Consider the following 19,183-nt stretch of genomic DNA (forward strand, 5'->3'; position numbering starts at 1 on the left):
AATTCGGGATCTGGTCGCTCCGCGCAGCCGGTTCGCCACTTCAATCGAGCGTCTTGCCCATGTCCTCGACAACCTTCTTGGCATCCCCAAAGACCATCATCGTCTTTTCCATGTAGAAGAGCTCGTTGTCGAGGCCGGCATAACCCGACGCGAGCGAGCGCTTGTTGACGATCACAGTTTTTGCCTTAAACGCCTCCAGGATCGGCATCCCGAAGATCGGGCTTCCTTTGGTATATGCCGCGGGGTTCACGACATCATTCGCGCCAAGAACGATCGCGACATCTGCTTGGGCGAACTCGCTGTTGATGTCTTCCATCTCGAAGACCTGATCGTATGGCACTTCTGCTTCTGCAAGCAGCACGTTCATATGCCCAGGCATCCGCCCTGCAACTGGATGAATGGCGTACTTGACCTGAACGCCCATTGAGACAAGCTTTTGCGCTAGTTCCTTGACGGCATGCTGCGCCCGCGCAACCGCCAGGCCATAGCCCGGAACGATGATCACCGATTCAGCGTTGCTCAGCACGAATGCCGCATCGTCTGCGCTCCCGGTCTTGACGTTGCGTTGAGCTTTCGCGCCAGCAATATCGCTACCACCGCCACCGCCTAGACCACCAAGAATCACACTAACAAACGAACGATTCATGGCCTTACACATAATGTAGGAGAGGATCGCACCGGAGCTCCCCACAAGCGAGCCAGCAATGATGAGCATGCTATTGTTGAGCGAGAAGCCAATGCCGGCGGCCGCCCAGCCCGAATAGCTGTTCAACATTGACACAACAACGGGCATATCTGCGCCGCCGATGGGGATGATCAACATTACGCCCAGCAGCAAGCCAAGACCGATTACAAGAATCATATCCGCCCAACTTTGCGTGTCCCAAAAACCGACGACAAAAGCTATCGAGAGAAGGCCAAGAAGCAGATTGAGCATATGCTGCCCTTTAAATTGCATGGGCGCACCTTGAAAAAGCCGAAATCTAAATTTTCCGGAGAGTTTTCCAAATGCGATGATCGAACCGGTGAACGTGGCAGCACCGATGAATGCCCCGATCGCCAACTCCACTCGGTTTCCGCCAGGAATCGGTGCCCCGTGTGCAGTGATCTGAAACGCCCAAGGCTCTTCGGTCGCGGCCACAGCAATGAATACCGCTACAAGTCCGATCATGCTGTGCATGAATGCAACGAGTTCCGGCATTTTCGTCATCTCGACACGATATGCAATAACGGAGCCGATCCCGCCCCCGACAAGCATGCCGATCATTACCCACCCTAGTCCCAGTGCTGAGCCAGCGATCGACGTTATCAGGGCAGCCGTCGTGACGACTGCGATCGCCATGCCTGCCATGCCGAAGAGATTCCCGCGTATCGAAGTCGTGGGATGCGACAGACCTTTGAGGGCATGGATGAGGCAAACGCTGGCCAAAAGGTAGAGCAATGTGACAAGGTTCATTGACATCTCTTAGTTCTCCTCTTCTCTCGTTCCCGTCTTTCGCTCTTTCTTCCTAAACATCTCGAGCATGCGCCGAGTTACGAGGAATCCACCGAACATGTTCACCGATGCCAGAGCCACTGCCAGCACGCCCATCGTTTTGCCAAGCGGAGTGACGGTCAGGGCTGCCGCGAACATTGCGCCCACGATGACGATTGCTGATACAGCGTTTGTTACCGCCATCAGCGGCGTGTGGAGTGCCGGGGTGACATTCCACACGACGTGGTAGCCGACGTAGATTGCCAGCACCAGGATAATGATGTTGATGATTAGATGCGATACCAGTTCCACTTCAAATCTCCTCCGTTTCACGCTCTGGAGCGATCACGCAAGCCGCAACAATTTCGTCATCGTCGGGGATACTGATTGCATCGGCACCCTTCGGCAAAACCAGCTTGACGAAGTCCAGAACGTTCCTTGCGTACAGGGCCGATGCATCGGCAGCAACCAGCGCAGGAAGGTTTGTTTCGCCGACAAGTGTTACGCCATGCTTCACCACGGTGCGGTCCGCTTCGGTGAGCGGGCAGTTGCCACCGGTGCCATCTGGTCCCTTTCCAGCAGCGAGGTCGACGATCACCGAACCTGGCTTCATGGAACGAACCATTTCCTCCGTGATGAGCGTGGGCGCCGCGCGTCCCGGAATTAGCGCAGTAGTAATCACGATATCTGCCTGAGCGACGCGTTTGGCAACAGCCGCCTTTTGACGATCGAGCCAGCTCTGCGGCATCGGACGCGCATAGCCGCCGACGCCCTCCGCAATTTCCCGCTCTTCATCCGTTTCATAGGGAACATCGATGAACTTCGCGCCCAGCGATTCCGCTTGCTCCTTCACCGAAGGCCGAACGTCGGAAGCCTCGATCGACGCGCCAAGTCGCTTCGCCGTTGCAATCGCCTGCAGGCCAGCAACACCAACACCGAGAATGACCACACGCGCCGCCTTCACCGTTCCGGCGGCAGTCATCAGCATCGGAAAGAACCGCTGGTATCTGTCGGCAGCGATCATGACTGCCTTGTAGCCTGCAATGTTCGCCTGGCTCGAGAGAACGTCCATGCTCTGGGCGCGCGTCGTCCGTGGCACAGCCTCCAGCGCGAATGCGGTAATACCGGCAGCCGCAAGCTTCCCGACTCCCGCGGAGTCAAAGGGATTGAGCATGCCTACGAGCGCAGAGCCCGGCCTCATCATTTCCAGTTCCCGAGCTGAAGGGGCGCGCACTTTCAAAATCAGGCCGCAGCCGAAGACACCAGCAACGTCAGTGATCTGCGCTCCCGCGGCCTCGTAGGCCGCATCATCTGCAGCGGCAGCCAATCCTGCCCCGCTCTGCACAAGAACAGAGTGTCCAAGCGCAACGAGTTTCTTCGCAGTTTCCGGTGTGACGGCAACGCGCGACTCGCCCGCTACCGTCTCGGCGGGTACGCCAATTTGCATGAGCTCCTCCTAAGAAAATCGTCCGGATCGTCATCAGTTTCCAGACCGTATGAAGGGATCAACTCTTCAAGAACAATTCATTTTCTTGTTTTGTGGTTGCAACGCGGGTTCGAGATGACGACACCCTCCCCGTCTCTGCGCTCGGGCAACACCCAAAAGCGCCGACGATGTATGACATTCGGCAGCACACGATGTCAGCTCTCGAGCTGTGCCAGTTCACTCAGCACTTCTGCCAACACCCGTGCCCCAGCGAACGCATCGTCGGGAGTAATCGATTCTGCCTCGTTGTGCGTAATGCCAAGATGGCACGGTATAAAGACCATCCCTGATGGACAGACACCGTGGAGGTATCTCGCGTCATGCCCCGCTGCGGAGTAGAGCTCGAATTTGCTGATTCCGAGGCGGGCCGCAGCTGAGTCGATGCGCTGCCGCATGTGATCGGGAAAGTCGAGCGACATGGCCGTCGACAGCTCCTTCACGTCGACGCGGCAGGGAGCCGCGTTCTGCTGGCAGATACCGTCAATGGCGTCCCCCAGTTTCCTGAGCACGTCCGAGTCAGGGTGACGGAGATCGATAGAGAATGTCACGCCACTCGGAACCACCGAGGGTGCGTTCGGCGTTACAGTAAACTGCCCGATGGTGAACTTCACGACGTCTTCCTCGTCGTGAATATGCTCGATCAGTGCACCGACCATAGCCGTAGCCGCGAGCAGCGCATCTTTTCTTTCGCTTCGCAAGGAGGTGCCAGCATGGGCCGCTTCGCCTTCTACGACGACGCGAAACGTACGCTTGCCCTGGATGCCGCTGACCACGCCAATAGTCTTTCCGAGACGTTCCAGCACAGGCCCCTGCTCGATATGCGCCTCCACATAGGCGAACGGCACGCCGCCCAGTGCGCGCAGGGGTACGTCAGCGAGCGCGGTGGCGGCCTTATCGAGCGCCTCCGCGACTGAGACGCCCGTGGCGTCCTTCACCGCCTTTATCTCGGCCAGGGTACGGGCGCCAGCGAACACCGCCGAGCCCATCATGCCAGGCGCAAAACGGGAGCCTTCCTCGTTCATCCACGCGACAACGTCGATAGAGCGCCTCAGGGGAACACGCGACGCCGCAATCGATTCGCATGCTTCGAGTGCTGCCAGGACGCCATACACACCATCATACTTTCCGCCGGTCGGCTGGCTGTCCAGGTGAGAGCCCGAGACGACCGGAGCAGCAGATGAGTCAGTGCCGCAGAGCCGCAAAAACACGTTACCAACCTCGTCTCGCGACTCGAGCATTCCGAATGATCTTCCCCATTCGATCAAACGTCGACACGCGGCAAAGTCTTCGTCGGACAACGCTAGACGATTGACACCGCCGGTGACTGTGGCGCCTATACGCGCAAGCGCTTGATGGCGCTCCCACAGTCGCTCCTTCGAAACGTTGTCGGAAAATGGGTTGCTCATGATGTCTTCATGATCTGAGTTGGCACGGCTCGCGGATCCCGCGGCAGCCACCGCCCTTGCCCAACCGTCGCGTGGAATTCTGCGACCAGTTGATTGAAGAGGGCCGGCTCTTCCAGGTTCAACGTATGCCCAGCCTTCGGCAGGACGGCGAGGCCCGAGGCAGGAATCGTCCGTTTCAGAAAGATTCCCGGCTGCAGGCAGTGGTCATCCTCATCGCCCACAATCACCAAGGTCGGAACCTGCATGTCCTTCAGCCGGTCTTCGAGGTCATAGAGCGACGGTCGACGCGCCTGCACCCCACGCATCGTCATCGCTGCGCCGAGAGCGGAGTGCTCGCCAAGGTGGGCTTGAAACTCCGCCCAGCCACGCGGATCCTTCACCAGAAAAGCGATGCGTGACGCCGCCAGACCGTACGTTTTCGAGTACTGCCCAGAGCCCTGTGCCAAAAACTGCTTCGCCACCTCGTTTGAGACGCCTCGAAAGTACTCCTCGTGCTGCTTTTCCGCGCCATAACCGGCTCCGGCGACAACGAGCGACAGCGCGCGGGAAGGACGCAGCAGACCGAAGTGCAGTGTGGCGAAGCCGCCCATCGACAAACCGACGATATGCGCTTTCTGTACACCGAGTTCATCGAGCACGCACCCGATGTCGAGTGCTGCGCGCTCCTGGCTGTATGCATCGAGCGATTCGGGCACATCGGACGGAGGATAGCCTCTTGCGTTGAACGCGATGCACCGATTGCGTCGTGAGAAGTAGCGCATCTGCGGCTCCCAGCCGCGCATATCCCCACCGAATTCATGCACGAAGACGATGGGATCGCCTTCGCCTGCTTCCTCGTAGTAGAGGTTGATCCCGTCGGATGTCTTGATGTACGGCATCGCTTCCCCCGATCAGAACAAGCTCGGCGGAACTTCGATCTTGCGAGCGCGTTCCACCATGGCCGGCAGCAGGTCGCAAAACCGATCAGCCCATAGCTCCGGGACCGTCAAGCTCACCTTGACGAAGCGCTCACCGAAGCGTTTCGTGTGATACGTGCCCTGACGGATCATCACACCCTTTTCCTGATAGGCTGCCACCAGCGCTTCCGGATTGACGCCCGCATCGATGGTCTCGATCACGAGCAGGTTAGCGTTTGATGGAAAGACCGGTATTGCGAGCCCTTCGATCGCCTTTGCAGTTTCTGCGACCACCGACTGATTACGGCGCTGACGCCTCCAGATATCCGGGAACCATTGTGACTTCGTCTTCAGGCCAGCGATCGCGGCTCGCTGCGACAGCACGTTACTGCCGAGGTTGTTCGGCGATGCCGTCGCGAGCTTCTCGATGATGTCGGGGCTAGCCAGAACGGCTCCAAGACGCATGCCGGCGAGGCCGAGCCACTTCGAGAAGCTGTAGGTGACGATCGTCTTTTCAGGGTAAAACTTGTATGCCGGTGTGAATTTTTCGGCGAAGTGGCAGTAAGTCGCGTCGTGGATCAAGTATGCGCCGACCGACCGTGCGATATCTGCGATCGCGCGAATCTCGTCTTCGGTATGGCACGTGCCGAGCGGGTTGTTCGGATCGACAAGATAGATCACCCGCGTCTTTTCCGACACCGCCTTTCGCAGTTGCTCGACAGTCAGCTTGTAACCCTGCTCGGCATTATAGATAGGCAGTTCCACCACGTTCGAACCCGCCCTGCGGGCGAACGCCATCGGCCATGCCCAACTCGGGTCCGTCGTAACGAAGTCCGTACCAGATTCGCAGATGTTCGCGCACACGTTATAGAGCGCCTCGACGGCCCCGTCCGTCACCAACACCGATGCATCGGGAATACCCATGTCTTCGCGGATCAGTTTGCGCAGCTCTTCAAAGCCGGCGGGGGGGGCGTAAGCGTGATATTCGCCGCTCTCCATCGCCTTGATTACGGCTTCACGAACCGACTCGTGCGGCTCATAGTGGTTAGTGTTCTGGCCGAGCCACATAAGCCCAGGCGTGTTGCAGAGCTTGTCGAAATAGAGGTTGCGAATTTCAAAGTTCTTCATGATTGATCCTTCAGAGACTCCGGCCGCGGGGCGACAAGGGCCCAGCCACTGCTGGGGCGATATATCGACCTACACGTTGTCCAGCAGAAAAATAATTCGTTCTTAACGAACTACAAATTTTGGTTTCAGTGGATGCGGTTCGGTTACACCACCGTGCGGCGCGACGCAATGCCGCCGTCGACTGTGAACACGGTACCCGACGTATAGCCTGATCGAAACGACGCGAGAAACAAGAAGAGGTCGGTAATTTCGTGGACCTTCGCCGGTCGCTTTAGCGGGTACTTTTCGAGCAGCTCGTCATAACGCTCGGCGCTGCCGAGCTTGTTCTCGGCGAATTTTTTCAGCATGTTGTAGATGCGCGTCGTGTCGACCGGACCGGGGTTCACACCGACAACGCGAATGTTGTCATCGAGGCTGCGGCCGCCGATTGCACGCGTCATCGCCATGATCGATGCGTTGCCCGCAGCACCTTCGATGTAGTTCGGGTCGCAGATTTCGCCGCCATTGCCGATGTTGTTAAGGATCACGCCGCCACCGCGCTGCTTCATCTTCGGGTAGATGAGGCGGATCATGTCAGCATAGCCGAAGCCCTTCAGTGCCCAGCCGTCACGCCATTTCTGCGCGTCGATGTCAAAGAGGGTACCGCTAGGAATCACGCCGGCATTGTTGACAAGAATGTCGATATCGCCCGCTTCCTCCGCGATGCGCTCGCAAGCGCCCGTTTGCGTCATGTCGACCGCCGTGACGCTTACCTCGACCTTGAAGTCTTCGCGTATGTTTAACGCGATTTCGTTTAGCTTTTCCTGCGAACGGGCCGTCAGATGAAGGTCGCAGCCTTCCTGCGCGAACGAGTAGGCCAAGCCCTCACCGATACCCTGCGAGGCGCCGGTGATAAGAACTTTTTTTCCCGATAGTTGCAAATCCATGATTTCTTCCAGCGATAGTGATGAGGTTGAGGTATCGGAAGACAGCGTGGTCCTCCGTTTAGGAATTTCATTCGTTCGGGCCCAGCCCAGCTCGCATATACGACGCTTCAGCTAGCGACGACCAGTCGCTTTGCTCATAGCCGTTGGCGAGGGCCTGAAGCAAGCTGTCCCGGACGACACCCGCTAAGGGAAGCGGCACGCGCGCTGACTCGCCCGCCTCGAGGGCGAGACGAATATCCTTGGAACCGAGCGGCAGCTTGAAGCCCACCGGTTCGTATTCGCGCTTGCGGATGAACGAGCCGTATCCGCGGTAGACGGCGCAAGGGAAAAGCGCCTCGAGGTAAACGTCGAGCATGACGTTGCGATCCACGCCATGCGCAGTACCGAGGGCCGTTGCTTCGGCCATGGCTTCGATCGCCGAGGCGATCATCATGTTGCCCGCCAGCTTCACCAGGTTCGCCTGAAAGGGTTCCTCGCCCACATGCCATGCCTTACTGCTGATTGCGTCGAACAATGGCGTGAGTCGCTCGACCGCTGACTTTGTCCCGCCCACGATGAGATTGAGGGTACGCGCCGCCGCCGCATCTGGCCGTCCGAAGACGGGCGAACCCACATACTCGATACCGGCGGCAGCGTGTAGTTCTGTGAGCTTCCTCGCGTAGCGGACCGAGATCGTTGCCATGTTGACGTGCAACAGCGGCTTGTTGACGCCCCGGAGCCACCCCCTATCGATCAGGGTGTCTTGGATCGCGTCATCGTGTGCCAGCATCGAAAAGACGATAGCGTCCTGCGCTGCCTCGACGGGACTCGCCGCGACATGTGCGCCGAGCTCAGCAAGTTCGTTCATCGGCTCCTGAAAGCGATCCCAAATGGCGACCTGGTGCCCTGCCTTCAAGAAATTCCGGACGATTCCTGCGCCCATCGCACCGATACCAATAAAACCGATGTTCATGAAAGTGCTCGCTGAAAAATGGTTGCGACCAACCGAGTACAATTCAAACTGATCAGCCGTAGCGACCGCCGCCCGCGAACCAATCGTCGAACCTCGTGTTCGTCGAAACGATCACGTTGCGTTTGATCAGGTATGACTTCAACGCGTCCCAGCCATTCTCATAACCGTAGCCGCTATCGCCATAGCCGCCCCAAATTGATCGAGGATCGTTCTTGTGGTGGTCGTTAATCCAGATCATTCCCGCCTTAATCTTGCCGGCAACCCGATTCGCGCGCGAAACATCTCGGGTCCAGATTGAAGCACCCAACGCGTACGGTGAATCATTGGCGAGCCGCAACGCATCGGCTTCGTCTTCAAAGGGAGTGACAGCCACCACCGGACCGAAAACTTCCTCACGAAAGAGTTCCATCGAGGGACTGACATCAGCGAAAATCGTGGGTGCAACGAAGTTGCCTGCGTTCAATGGAGCGTCGAGCAGAAGCGGCTCGCCACCAATCACGAGCCGTGCACCCTCCGCCTTAGCCAATGCGATAAATCGTTGACTTTGCCGAAATGACGTCTGCGAAATTACAGGACCAACGTCGGTGCCGAGGTCGGCCGGATCACCAATGCGCAGCGCGCGGACTCGCTGAGCGAACGCGGCGATAAATTTTTCATAGATGCTACGCTGAACGAGGAAACGGCTCGCGGAGACACATGTTTGCCCGGCTGCGATGAACGCTGCGAAAACCGCGCCAGCCGCTGCTTCTTCGATATCGGAGTCTTCAAAGACCACCACCGGCGTCTTCCCGCCCAACTCCAGGGTGCAGGGAACCAGACGCTCGGCCGCCGCGGCCGCAACACGACGGCCTGTGGCCGTTCCGCCCGTGAGGTCAATCCGTCTTACCTCTGGCGCCGCACACAGCGCTGCGCCAGTTGCGCCCTCGCCTGTCGCAACATTGACGACGCCGGGAGGAATGCCAGCTTCCGTACACCATGCCGCGAGAACAAGAGCCGTGCAGGGTGCGAGTTCCGATGGTTTGATCACGACGGTGTTGCCCACAGCCAGCGCCGCCGCCATTTTCTTAACGAGGATCAGAACGGGATGATTCCACGGAGTCAGCAGTGCACAAACGCCGTACGGTTGCCAACTCGTCGTGGAGGCAAATCCACCGCGCAACCGATTTGACTCGCCTTCGAGGCCGGGTGCAATACCGGCAAAGTACTCGATCCACTCGGGAATCCGTGACATCTGCGCCTGCATTTCGCGCAGTGGACGACCCGTGATCGCAGATTCCCAACTTGCCAGAGCCTTGATTCTGCGGCGAATCAGTTCGGCGAGACTTCGAAGGAGGCGAGCGCGATCCAGCGCGTCGAGGGTGGCCCACCCCTCCTGCGCCGCAGCGGCGGCACGGGTCGCCTTCGCAACATCATCCACTTCGGCAATCGCCATATAGGCGATTACCTCGTTGCTCGCGGGGCTGCGCACCGGCAATCGCCCCGATCCGATGATCTCTTGGAAGCGGCCATCATAAAACACATGGTGACCGTCTTTGGCCTCAGGAAGAATATTCTCAAGCGGCATGATTTTCGTCTTCGTCTGTCTACTGAACCAATTTCTGAAAGTTGGGTAAGCGTGCAATCAAGCCGACAATGTCACTGCCTAAAAGCTCGTGTGCGCCGATGGAGCAGCGCTGCGCGCTTGTGAACCTGCCACTGGATCGCTGCGATGATGTGGCCAGTTCCCCCATAGTCGAAACCGTCTGCTCTGGGAGGAAAGTGACATGCCGACACCTTGCAACGCGTCGTCTGAGCATGCTCATTTGCTCCACCCTGGATCCAGTTGACCGCACGAGGAGGCCTCCGCCTCGGCAGCAGAAATCGGCCCGTCGCCACCACTCTGTGACAAGTTGGAAGTTCGTCGATATTTAAACCGCTAGCATTGCAAGTCGCTCCGGAGCCGGCGGGAAAACGTGCCATGCCCCGTCTTGGTGACGAAAAAAGAAGATGGCAACGGGACCGTCCGTCCGTAGTGTCTCAACGCATACATAGCATTCACGTTTGGATCGCCTGTTTATGAACTTCGTGACCCGAACGCCCATCGCAGGATCGGGAGCGAGCCAGTGCTCGACCATCAAACGCAACGAGTTTTGCCCACTCGCCATCGACTTCCCCTTCATCGCACTGAGGCCGCGGTCCTGTCGACACAGATCTCTGGCACCTCGGCCCATCCTGGCTGAGTCCACCATGGCCCGCCAGACATCGATACGCCACCTCCAGCTCGAACATCAGCGCACCGTACGAATGCAAATATACTCTTCTTGTATTTACTAGGCCAGCAGTTTGAATACATGGAGGCCTATGGTCTTCCCTAAGTGCCCACTCACACGTTGCTCTTCTGCAAGTCGGCGCGTGCGTGCGCCGCCATGCAATGACTGCGGCGCGGCGCACGAGAGATGGGATGCTCGCGCGCGATATGGTCCGCGTCTCATGTTCGACGAGACAGCGCTCCACGCCAGTTAGCAAGCCCCGACCACACGGTCGGGGGCTCTTGGGGGCGGATTTATGGAGGCGCTCGTGCCCCCTGTCGAAACAGCAGAGAGTTGATAACGTCGCGGCTTCAGGTAGCGCGACCAATTAACGGTTCACGAGCTTCGCCGGAACCAGCAGGATCATCGCGGCGCCTAAGGTCACGACGCCGGCGGACACGTACATCGCGATCGTCGCGGAATGCGTGAGATCGCGAAGCCAGCCAATCAGGTAAGGGCTCACGAAGCCAGCCAACCCCGCGAACGCGTTGATGGCTGCGATACCGGTGGCAGCTCCCGTTCCGCTCAAAATTGCCGTTGGCAGGGCCCAGAAAAGCGGCCCCGGCGTTAGTACTCCTGCGGCTGCCAACGACAACCCGAGCATCGACAGTGGCACGTTGGACCCTGCCCACACTGTGATCAGATAACCGATCGCGCCCATCGCCATCGGAATGATGAGGTGCCATCGGCGCTCACCCGTGCGGTCAGAGTTCTTGCCGAACGAAATCATGCTCACTGCGCCGACGACAAACGGAATCGCGGAAAGCAGGCCAATCATGATCGGGTCCCGTACGCCCGATCCGCGAATCAACGTTGGCATCCAGAAGGTCAGCCCGTACTGCCCCATGATCACGCAGAAGTAAATCAATGCCATCAGCAAGATGCGGGCGTCGCAAAATACCTGTCCAACCGTACTTGCAACACGCGTCTGGTGCGCGCTCGTACCATCCAGCGCGTTCGTCAGAAGCTCGGCCTCCTCAACTGTGAGCCATTTCGCGTCTCCAGGGCGATTGGCCAGATAGAAGAATGCGGCCACACCAAGAACGAGAGATGGAGCAGCTTCGATCAAAAACAGCCAGCGCCAACCCGCATATCCGTGCACGCCTTTGAAAGCTTCCAGCAGGAAACCTGAGAGCGGGCCCCCAACGATACCGGCCAACGGAATACCGACCATGAAAATGGCCAGGACGTGCGAGCGCCGACGCGCCGGGTACCACTGCATCAGATACAACACGATTCCAGGATAAAAGCCAGCTTCCGCAGCGCCGAGAAAGAACCGCAACACGTAGTACTCGGTTGTCGTCTGCACGAAGAAGAAGGCCCCGGAGACGAGTGCCCATGTCACCATAATGCGGGCTATCCACGCCCGGGCACCCACACGCTGCAACATGAGGTTGCTCGGCACTTCGAATAGGAAATATCCGATGAAGAATACGCCTGCCCCCAGCCCGTACGCGGTTTCGCTGAAATGAAGATCACCTAACATTTGCAGCTTGGCGAAACCGACGTTTACCCGGTCGAGATATGCCGCCACATAGCACAACACCAGGAAGGGGATGAGCCGAAGCGTCACCTTCCGATACGTCTGCTCTTCGAACCCTGCTCCGCGCCGGACGCCTGCATCGATGTCTACAGCCCCGCTCATAGTTTCCTCCCTCATTTCGCCCAAGCGATGGAAAAGATAGTACGTTTGTATTCGGATGGAACGCTGTTGTGTACTAATGATATGCGTTCAAAATACAAAGCAAGGTTTTTTTTAACGATCTTCCGGTTGGGCTGGCAACTGAAGGTTGCTGCAATGCAAGGTGAGGCCAAAGGATCGCGCGGGACGGCCCTCACGGCAGCACACTCTGATGCTCTAGAATCGCGGATCGTCGAGCAGCTCGATACGCTTGGCGATGCGCAAGGAAACATCCCTGACGGCGCTAGAAGCACGAGAAGCACGACCGCCTCGTCGCATCAAGGGACGTCCGTCGGAGGCGGCCGAAATGGAACGGCATCCATGCTCGGTAAGAGGCAAGTGAAAAATCGCCGCGTTGATACGTTGCAGTCCGATTGGAGTCGCGCGAAACGGCGTAACGCATCGCCTCACGGCAGTGTCGGTCGGGTCGCGGCACTGTAACCGGTGCAGTTTTGCGCGCACCTGGTCGCCAACTCGTTGAACCGGAAACGGGTCAATGGTCGGCGAAGCATCAAGGATGGCCGACAACGGCGGAAGCGCCGGAAAGTCTTCTTGATAACAACGATGGCGCCGTGCGGGGCACAACTTTCAGCGACCACCAACGCAACGAACCCCGCAGGCAACGCGTGCCTGAATGGCCGACATGCTACGGCTAGTACGCACGATGCTGTGGTTCCGTCCGCGGGTGCGCAGCTGTTTCAACGCCCGTTTCAGGAAGATGCAACATCACGAAACAGCTTGGGTGGCAGACACTCCAGATCCGCGACGTTGTCGTGTTGGCCTGATGCCGTCCACACAAGTCATTCGCTTAGCAAAATAAGACCTTCTGCGTATCGGTTTCCGCTGAGAGAACAGCAAGATCCAGGTGACCATTCGCGAGCAGCGGCTGGAGTTCCGCCGTGGGGGCGCATTGCACCTCTCTTACGCTCGCTGACGCCCTACTCCCATGCCGACGGAGTACACAACCGAGGCGATAATAAGACCGACAAACCACGCATACGTATAGATTTGCATGAATACGTCCGGTACCGACGGGAACGCCGACGGAAAGGCAGTCTTCAGAAAACCCGGAAGATTGGGAATCGCCCCGCACGCAAAAGCGACGACCGCAATCGGATTCCATCCGTTCTTGTATGCATAGATGCCGTCTGGCTCGAAGAGCTGCGCCGAATCTAGCTTCGTACGCCGCACAAGAAAGTAATCAACGATCATTACCCCCGCTACCGGCCCAAGCAATGCCGAATAGCCGACCAGCCAAGTGAAAATATAGCCCTGCGTGCTCGAAAGAATCTTCCACGGCATCATCGCGATAGCAATGGTGGCCGTGATCATACCTCCCATGCGGTAGGAGATACGACTTGGAGACAGACTTGCAAAATCATAAGCAGGCCCAACTAGATTGGCGGCCAAATTGCAGCACATCGTGTCCAGCGTCAGGATCACCAGTGCTACCCCAACGCCGATGCCCGTCATCCGGCCGGTTAGGTCGATCGGGTCCCAGACGGCCTTACCATAGATCGCGACGGTCGCAGAAGTGACGACAACAGACATCAGGGAGAGCAAGGCCATCGGTACGGGCAAACCGACCGTCTGGCCAACGACCTGATCCCGCTGGGATTTCGCAAAGCGCGTGAAGTCAGGGATATTGAGCGCAAGGGTCGCCCAGAAACCGACCATAGCGGTGAGATTCGGCCAAAACGTCACCCAGAACAAACCCTCTTTCGCCCCACCCTTCACAAAGGCAGACGGCGCCGAGAGCATCGCACCGACACCACCTGCCTTTGAAGTTGCCCACCAGACGAGGGCAACACACATTGCAATCTTGACCGGGGCCGACAAACTCTCGAGTCGGCGGATCGACTCGGTACCGTGGAGAATGAAGTAGAGTTGCAAGGACCAGAAGGCGAGGAAACAACCAAGTTGACCCGCCGAAATGCCGAGCACCGGCAACACCGCCCCGGTCAACGCATTTCCGGTGAGAATATTCGCCAGCGAGTACATCGCACTTCCGCCAAGCCAGGTGTGGATGCCGTACCAACCGCAAGCGATTACCGCGCGCAAAACCGCCGGCAATTTGGCCCCCTGCGTACCGAACGACGAGCGCACCAGCACGGCGAACGGGATGCCGTACTTTGCGCCGGCATGACCAATGAGCAACATCGGCAGAAGTACAATCATGTTGCCGAGCAGGACAGTGAATACCGCCTGCCACGGTGACATGCCCTGCCCGGTCAAACCGGATGCGAGCATGTATGACGCAACGTTCATCACCATCCCGACCCACAGTGCGGCGAAGTGCTGCCATTTCCAGGTGCGCTGACCGGCACCTGTCGGTGCGAGATCTTCGTTGTACAGTTCGTCCCCTAAACGCTGCTCGCCTGCACTACCTACAGCAGTAACCTGACTCATGACGCCCGCTCCTTCCCGTGTCGTCGACCTAATATCCAGTAACCGCTGCATCGGCGAGCGGCAGATGACTTCACTGCATGTCGGTTCCTAAAAATCGCCTCCAGCCCTGCTCGCCTTCAATCTTCGCCCTAAGCGATGGATGCGATCGAAACCATCATTCAAAAATGCTCTTGCGATCGCGATTGCACTGACGAACGAGATCGCGAAGCGGGTCTTCTTGCATTCCAATGTAGAGCGTCTGAATACAAAGCCAGCCACTTAAGATCCATTGGACGCATCTTCCGGATACAAAAAATATTCAAACATTCCGGTTTACCCTAGGCTGCTCAGACACGACAGGCCTACGCCTCAGTGCTGGAGATAAGAACTGTCCTCCCCGCCGTTCAACGACGGCCAAGGTACGGGCGACCCCGCGCGACCGCATCGCACACTCGGTCGCTACATTCAAGCTCTCCAGCGCATGGTCAACGAAACAGAAGCCTTATTCAGATAAGTGACGAACCTGTGAGCGAAAAGGACCGGGACGATGCAGGTCCGGTCGCGATCCATGCGATCGGTCGCACCACGATTGTCATCGCACACCGCCTGTCGACCGTACGCGCCCTGGACCGCATCCTCGTGTTCAATGCCGGCCGAATAGTGGAAGCTGGGACACACAGCGCATTGCTGCCCGCGATAGCAGCCACTATCGGAGTCTGTTTGAATGCCAAGCTGGCGAAATTTCGCCGCAGGTAACTGTGCGGACGTCTAAGTGATCGCGTTCAAGGACATCAATTCGAACTGACTTGCAGCTCATCAAGCGACTTTCCCCCGCTGCCACTTGTCGTTGAATTCCTCGAACACGAGAACTCTGTCAAACCGTGATGACCGCGCGCCCGCGCTTGGCAGTCAGCGCGACGACTGCCAGTGCCAGTGGAAGAAACGACAGCCAGAGCACTGTGTTCCATCCATATGCGGCGAGCAGTCCGCCAGACAGGAAGGACCCAAGGGCCGTCGCTCCGAAGACGAGAAAATCATTAAGCGATTGCACGCGCGCCTTTTCTTCCGGTCGATGGCATTCGAGCACGAGAGCCGACGCCCCGACAAAGCCGCAATTCCAACCCACCCCGAGGAAGATGAGTGTGGCCCAGAAATGAGCAACATCGACACCGAGCAAGCCGGTCGCCACCGATAGCGCCGTAAGCGCCAGTCCGGCCATAACCACCCTTAGTGCACCGAAGCGCGCGATCAGCCTACCCGTGAAAAAACCCGGCGCGTACATCGCGATGACGTGCCACTGAATACCGAGATTCGACGATGTCTGCGATAAGCCGCAAATTTCCATCGCCAAAGGGGCAGCAGTCATGAGAAAGTTCATGAGAAGGTACGACACGACTGCGCAAATCACAGCCGTAACGAACCGCCCCTGGGTGACGATAACGGCAATCGGCCTGCCGCGTGCAACTGTTGCCACGGCCGGCTTGGGCAGACGGACACCTCGCAGCACGATTGCGGACAACGCAGCTACCGCGCCCTGCGCCAAGAAGGTCGCAGCAAAAGTGTACTGTGACCACATATTCATGGTCCAGGTGACGAGCTGAGGCCCGATCACACCCGCAAACACCCCACCTCCCATGACAAACGAAAGCGCCCGCGAGCGACGATCGTGAGGTACGCAATCAGCGGCTGCAAAACGAAAAGAAAGCACAACCGCAGCATATGCGCCGCCGAGGAACGTCGCACTGCAAAACAGCCAAAACGAGCCCAACACGACGGCCCAAGCTGCAAGCAAGCCCGCCAACACACCTAAGCCAGTTCCCACCATGAAGGCGACACGACGTCCGTAGCGTTGCGCGACAGCCCCCGCCGGCAAAGAGCTCGCAGCCATGCCGACGACGAAGATGGATACAGGCAGGGTAGCCAGCGCATGACTGGGTGCAAATGCGTTTCCGACGATCGCGCCCGTTGCATAGATCACGGTCGAGTTCGCACCAGCCAGCGCCTGAGCGATTGTCAGCCTCGCGACGTTCCCGTTGGCATGCGCGTGAAGAAACGACAATGGAGCGCCATGCAAATTGCCGGGGTTTGCGTCTGACATTGGGTCAAATCTGTTAATCGCGGCCTCGCCGCAGTTGAGAATCGATTTCGTCGAACAGGAGCGTTCGCTAAAGCGGGTGTTGTGTTTCGCAAAGGAATGGAGCTGCCAGCCGGGAGTAACGACGCCTAGGTCTCACTCGCTGCTGCCCATGACCAGGACCATCCGGAATCGCACGTCGCCACTCCTTACCCTCCGGTAGGCATCAAGTGCCATCTGCAATGGCATCGTCTCGATCATCGGGCGCACGCTCGTCAGGACACTGAAGTCCAACGCCCTTTCGCTCTGGTAGGGCGTGCCGGTCAGCGATCCCGCCACGCTCTTTTGTCCAACGACAAGCTGGCCGGTCGAGACCGACAGCGGGTCCTTGGCCACGCCCAACACCATCAGCCGGCCCTGGGGCGCCAGACCGCCCATCAGCTCCGATACCGTCTCTGCATTGCCGATCGTGGTCACGAGCGCCTGAGCGCCGCCCATCGCCTTGAGCTTTTCTGCGGCGTCCTCGACACGGGTGTCGATGTAGATATGCGCCCCCAGTTTCAGCGCGTCTTCCGCGATGTCCTGCCCTCTGCCGACCGCCACGACCTTGAAACCCATCTTGCGCGCGTACTGCAACGCCATGTGCCCCAAGCCGCCGATCCCCAAAACGGCCACGATGTCCCCAGGTTCGGCACCCGACTTTCTTAGCGCATTGAAGGTCGCAATACCGGCGCACAGAATGGGCGCCGCCTCCTCGGAACTCAACTCGTCGGGAATGGAGACGAGACCCGTGCTGCGTGCCACCATCATTTCGGCGTAGCCGCCGTCGCAACTGGAGCCTACGATGGGCTGGTTCGTGCACAGCTGAAATTGCCCGCGCCGACATTGCTCACATGCGTTGCAATGGCCGCCGAGCCGGCCCACACCAACTCGTTGCCCGACCGTCCAGCGCGCCGGAGTTCCTGGACCGACTGCAGCGATTCGGCCGACCACCTCGTGGCCAGGCACCCGGGGAGGCAGCACTGCCGGATCAACATTTTCAATCGTGCCGGCATCGGCACCGCAAATGCCGCAGGCTTCGACCTCGATCAACACTTCGCCCTCGCCCGGCGACGGGGTCGCGCGCTCAACCAGTTCCAACATGCCAGGTTTCGTCACCTGCATGGCTCGATAGGTTTTTCTCATGCTCATCGGTCACAAGTCAGTCATAGGGACAAAGATCGCATGCTGCCTTCCGTCAGCGTTCCGGCTTCAAGTCGTTTCCCGGCCCCGCTGGGCAACTATCGTACTTACCCCCTGCTGGCAGCATCGATGGCGCCCACCAACATCTGATGTCACGAGGAGAGCTATCGTCGACCTTCGGCTTCAGCGGAATTCTTCTCCGATTCGATTCCACTGCCAAACGAGATAAAGTTTCACTCATTGAAAGAAAAACTTTGTGTCCATGAAAACACCTGTTCATCTAAATGCATTGCGTGCATTCGAGGCGAGCGCGCGCCACCAGAGCTTTTCGGCGGCCGCGGTCGAACTGCACGTCACTCCTGCGGCAGTCGGCCAACTAGTACGCGCACTGGAGCAATGGTTGGGAACCCCTCTGTTCCATCGCGGAACCGGCGGTCGAGTTCGACTTGTCCCCAGTGAGGCAGCGGAACGAGCGTTGCCGGATATCCGGGCGGGGTTCGATCTACTTGCCTTGGGCTTGGAAAGACTCAGGGAGGGATCGACTAGCGGCGTTCTCACCGTAGCCATCAGCCCCTCCTTCGCCGCCAAGTGGTTGCTACCGCGAATTGAACGATTTCAAACCGCCTGGCCAGACACAGACGTACGCCTGGACACAAACCTTAAACCGGTGGATTTCGTTGCGCATCGAATCGATATCGGCGTGCGCTACGGCACGGGAAACTGGCCAGGACTGAGGGCGGACAAGCTGATGGACGAGGAAGTCTATCCAGTTTGTTCGCCCGGCCTGCTCCGCAAACATGGGCGCTTGCAGAAGCCGACTGACCTGGCCCGCCAAACGTTGATCCACGATTTGTCGATGGATAGCCACACGGCTTTTCCGACTTGGGACGCCTGGCTGCAACGGGTGGGGGTGACGAATGTTCGTTCACGACGCGGCATGAAAATCAACAATTCAGCCGCCGTTCTGCAGGCGGCGATCGAAGGGCAAGGTGTCGCGCTCGCGCGCAGCGTAATGGCGCACGATGACGTAGCAACTGGGCGCCTCGTCCGGCTGTTTCCGAAAATCAGATTTGCCTCGCCCTTGGCTTACTACGTCATATATCGGGCCGAGGCGTCCACGCAGCCAAGGCTCGTCGCGTTTCGCGATTGGTTGCTCAGCGAGGCGGCAGCGCCGGTCTAACAAACGGTAACATCACTGCGCCAATGATACTTTGCAGGCCCCGACGTCCAATCGAAGGAAGTTGGTACGTTACGTTTCTGAAGATGCAAGTAGATGGCACTCCGCTCGAACCGATGGTCGAA

Annotated in this window: 16 protein-coding genes; 3 read left to right on the plus strand and 13 right to left on the minus strand. The window is 58.4% G+C overall.

The features are described 5' to 3' along the window. Positions 1–40: 40 nt before the first annotated feature. From B0G57_RS07550 to B0G57_RS07600, 10 genes are all read right to left on the minus strand, one after another. Positions 41–1,462, minus strand: a complete 1,422-nt coding sequence (locus B0G57_RS07550; protein ID WP_102607045.1) for an NAD(P)(+) transhydrogenase (Re/Si-specific) subunit beta — start codon at positions 1,460–1,462, stop codon at positions 41–43. Between the two features lie 3 nt (positions 1,463–1,465). Beyond that, positions 1,466–1,786 carry an NAD(P) transhydrogenase subunit alpha gene (locus B0G57_RS07555; protein ID WP_102607046.1) on the minus strand — a complete coding sequence of 107 codons (321 nt, stop codon included), beginning with the start codon at positions 1,784–1,786 and terminating at the stop codon, positions 1,466–1,468. Position 1,787: 1 nt separating this feature from the next. Beyond that, positions 1,788–2,921: a Re/Si-specific NAD(P)(+) transhydrogenase subunit alpha gene (locus B0G57_RS07560; protein WP_102607047.1), complete on the minus strand. Its 1,134-nt coding sequence runs from the start codon at positions 2,919–2,921 to the stop codon at positions 1,788–1,790. A 194-nt stretch (positions 2,922–3,115) separates the two neighbouring features. Then, a complete protein-coding gene (locus tag B0G57_RS07565) occupies positions 3,116–4,366 on the minus strand; it encodes a M20 family metallo-hydrolase (protein ID WP_102607048.1) in 1,251 nt (416 codons plus the stop codon). Further along, the gene (locus B0G57_RS07570) at positions 4,363–5,244 is read right to left on the minus strand and encodes an alpha/beta fold hydrolase (protein WP_102607049.1); all 882 of its coding nucleotides are present in this window, start codon (positions 5,242–5,244) and stop codon (positions 4,363–4,365) included. The genes B0G57_RS07565 and B0G57_RS07570 overlap by 4 nt, the downstream gene beginning before the upstream one ends. A 12-nt stretch (positions 5,245–5,256) precedes the next feature. Beyond that, positions 5,257–6,390: a pyridoxal phosphate-dependent aminotransferase gene (locus B0G57_RS07575; protein WP_102607050.1), complete on the minus strand. Its 1,134-nt coding sequence runs from the start codon at positions 6,388–6,390 to the stop codon at positions 5,257–5,259. A gap of 143 nt (positions 6,391–6,533) precedes the next feature. Further along, entirely contained in the window at positions 6,534–7,316 is a 783-nt protein-coding gene (locus B0G57_RS07580) for an SDR family oxidoreductase (protein WP_102607051.1), read from the minus strand. Positions 7,317–7,383: 67 nt separating this feature from the next. Then, positions 7,384–8,268, minus strand: coding sequence for an NAD(P)-dependent oxidoreductase (locus tag B0G57_RS07585; protein ID WP_102607052.1), 885 nt, complete (start codon positions 8,266–8,268; stop codon positions 7,384–7,386). A gap of 52 nt (positions 8,269–8,320) precedes the next feature. Further along, a complete protein-coding gene (locus tag B0G57_RS07590; protein WP_102607053.1) occupies positions 8,321–9,832 on the minus strand; it encodes an aldehyde dehydrogenase family protein in 1,512 nt (503 codons plus the stop codon). Between the two features lie 1,052 nt (positions 9,833–10,884). Then, positions 10,885–12,201: an MFS transporter gene (locus B0G57_RS07600; RefSeq protein ID WP_102607054.1), complete on the minus strand. Its 1,317-nt coding sequence runs from the start codon at positions 12,199–12,201 to the stop codon at positions 10,885–10,887. 27 nt (positions 12,202–12,228) lie between these two features. On the opposite strand from B0G57_RS07600, the gene B0G57_RS30845 reads away from it, so the two are divergent. Continuing rightward, a complete protein-coding gene (locus tag B0G57_RS30845; RefSeq protein ID WP_146013351.1) occupies positions 12,229–12,678 on the plus strand; it encodes a hypothetical protein in 450 nt (149 codons plus the stop codon). 480 nt (positions 12,679–13,158) lie between these two features. Here the strand turns inward: B0G57_RS30845 and B0G57_RS07605 are convergent, their stop codons facing one another. Next, entirely contained in the window at positions 13,159–14,646 is a 1,488-nt protein-coding gene (locus B0G57_RS07605; RefSeq protein WP_102607114.1) for an NCS1 family nucleobase:cation symporter-1, read from the minus strand. 504 nt (positions 14,647–15,150) lie between these two features. Between B0G57_RS07605 and B0G57_RS07610 the strand changes: the two genes are divergently transcribed. After that, the gene (locus B0G57_RS07610; protein WP_199189630.1) at positions 15,151–15,381 is read left to right on the plus strand and encodes a hypothetical protein; all 231 of its coding nucleotides are present in this window, start codon (positions 15,151–15,153) and stop codon (positions 15,379–15,381) included. A gap of 118 nt (positions 15,382–15,499) precedes the next feature. Here the strand turns inward: B0G57_RS07610 and B0G57_RS07615 are convergent, their stop codons facing one another. After that, positions 15,500–16,723 carry an MFS transporter gene (locus B0G57_RS07615; RefSeq protein ID WP_102607055.1) on the minus strand — a complete coding sequence of 408 codons (1,224 nt, stop codon included), beginning with the start codon at positions 16,721–16,723 and terminating at the stop codon, positions 15,500–15,502. Positions 16,724–16,855: 132 nt separating this feature from the next. Then, complete coding sequence (locus tag B0G57_RS07620; RefSeq protein WP_102607115.1) at positions 16,856–17,884, minus strand: alcohol dehydrogenase; 1,029 nt, start codon at positions 17,882–17,884, stop codon at positions 16,856–16,858. 259 nt (positions 17,885–18,143) lie between these two features. Between B0G57_RS07620 and gcvA the strand changes: the two genes are divergently transcribed. Next, complete coding sequence (gene gcvA / locus B0G57_RS07625) at positions 18,144–19,061, plus strand: transcriptional regulator GcvA (RefSeq protein WP_102607056.1); 918 nt, start codon at positions 18,144–18,146, stop codon at positions 19,059–19,061. Positions 19,062–19,183: the final 122 nt, after the last annotated feature.

The organism is Trinickia symbiotica (assembly GCF_002934455.1).
In the GTDB taxonomy this organism is placed as follows: Bacteria; Pseudomonadota; Gammaproteobacteria; order Burkholderiales; family Burkholderiaceae; genus Trinickia; species Trinickia symbiotica.

What these genes read in the sequence shown, in the direction of transcription:
- B0G57_RS07550 (WP_102607045.1), bottom strand. Translation starts at nt 1,462, where the DNA reads ATGTCAATGAACCTTGTCACATTGCTCTACCTTTTGGCCAGCGTTTGC.
- B0G57_RS07560 (WP_102607047.1), bottom strand. Translation starts at nt 2,921, where the DNA reads ATGCAAATTGGCGTACCCGCCGAGACGGTAGCGGGCGAGTCGCGCGTT.
- B0G57_RS07565 (WP_102607048.1), bottom strand. Translation starts at nt 4,366, where the DNA reads ATGAGCAACCCATTTTCCGACAACGTTTCGAAGGAGCGACTGTGGGAG.
- B0G57_RS07570 (WP_102607049.1), bottom strand. Translation starts at nt 5,244, where the DNA reads ATGCCGTACATCAAGACATCCGACGGGATCAACCTCTACTACGAGGAA.
- B0G57_RS07575 (WP_102607050.1), bottom strand. Translation starts at nt 6,390, where the DNA reads ATGAAGAACTTTGAAATTCGCAACCTCTATTTCGACAAGCTCTGCAAC.
- B0G57_RS07580 (WP_102607051.1), bottom strand. Translation starts at nt 7,316, where the DNA reads ATGGATTTGCAACTATCGGGAAAAAAAGTTCTTATCACCGGCGCCTCG.
- B0G57_RS07585 (WP_102607052.1), bottom strand. Translation starts at nt 8,268, where the DNA reads ATGAACATCGGTTTTATTGGTATCGGTGCGATGGGCGCAGGAATCGTC.
- B0G57_RS07590 (WP_102607053.1), bottom strand. Translation starts at nt 9,832, where the DNA reads ATGCCGCTTGAGAATATTCTTCCTGAGGCCAAAGACGGTCACCATGTG.
- B0G57_RS07600 (WP_102607054.1), bottom strand. Translation starts at nt 12,201, where the DNA reads ATGAGCGGGGCTGTAGACATCGATGCAGGCGTCCGGCGCGGAGCAGGG.
- B0G57_RS30845 (WP_146013351.1), top strand. Translation starts at nt 12,229, where the DNA reads ATGGAAAAGATAGTACGTTTGTATTCGGATGGAACGCTGTTGTGTACT.
- B0G57_RS07605 (WP_102607114.1), bottom strand. Translation starts at nt 14,646, where the DNA reads ATGAGTCAGGTTACTGCTGTAGGTAGTGCAGGCGAGCAGCGTTTAGGG.
- B0G57_RS07615 (WP_102607055.1), bottom strand. Translation starts at nt 16,723, where the DNA reads ATGTCAGACGCAAACCCCGGCAATTTGCATGGCGCTCCATTGTCGTTT.
- B0G57_RS07620 (WP_102607115.1), bottom strand. Translation starts at nt 17,884, where the DNA reads ATGAGAAAAACCTATCGAGCCATGCAGGTGACGAAACCTGGCATGTTG.
- gcvA (WP_102607056.1), top strand. Translation starts at nt 18,144, where the DNA reads ATGAAAACACCTGTTCATCTAAATGCATTGCGTGCATTCGAGGCGAGC.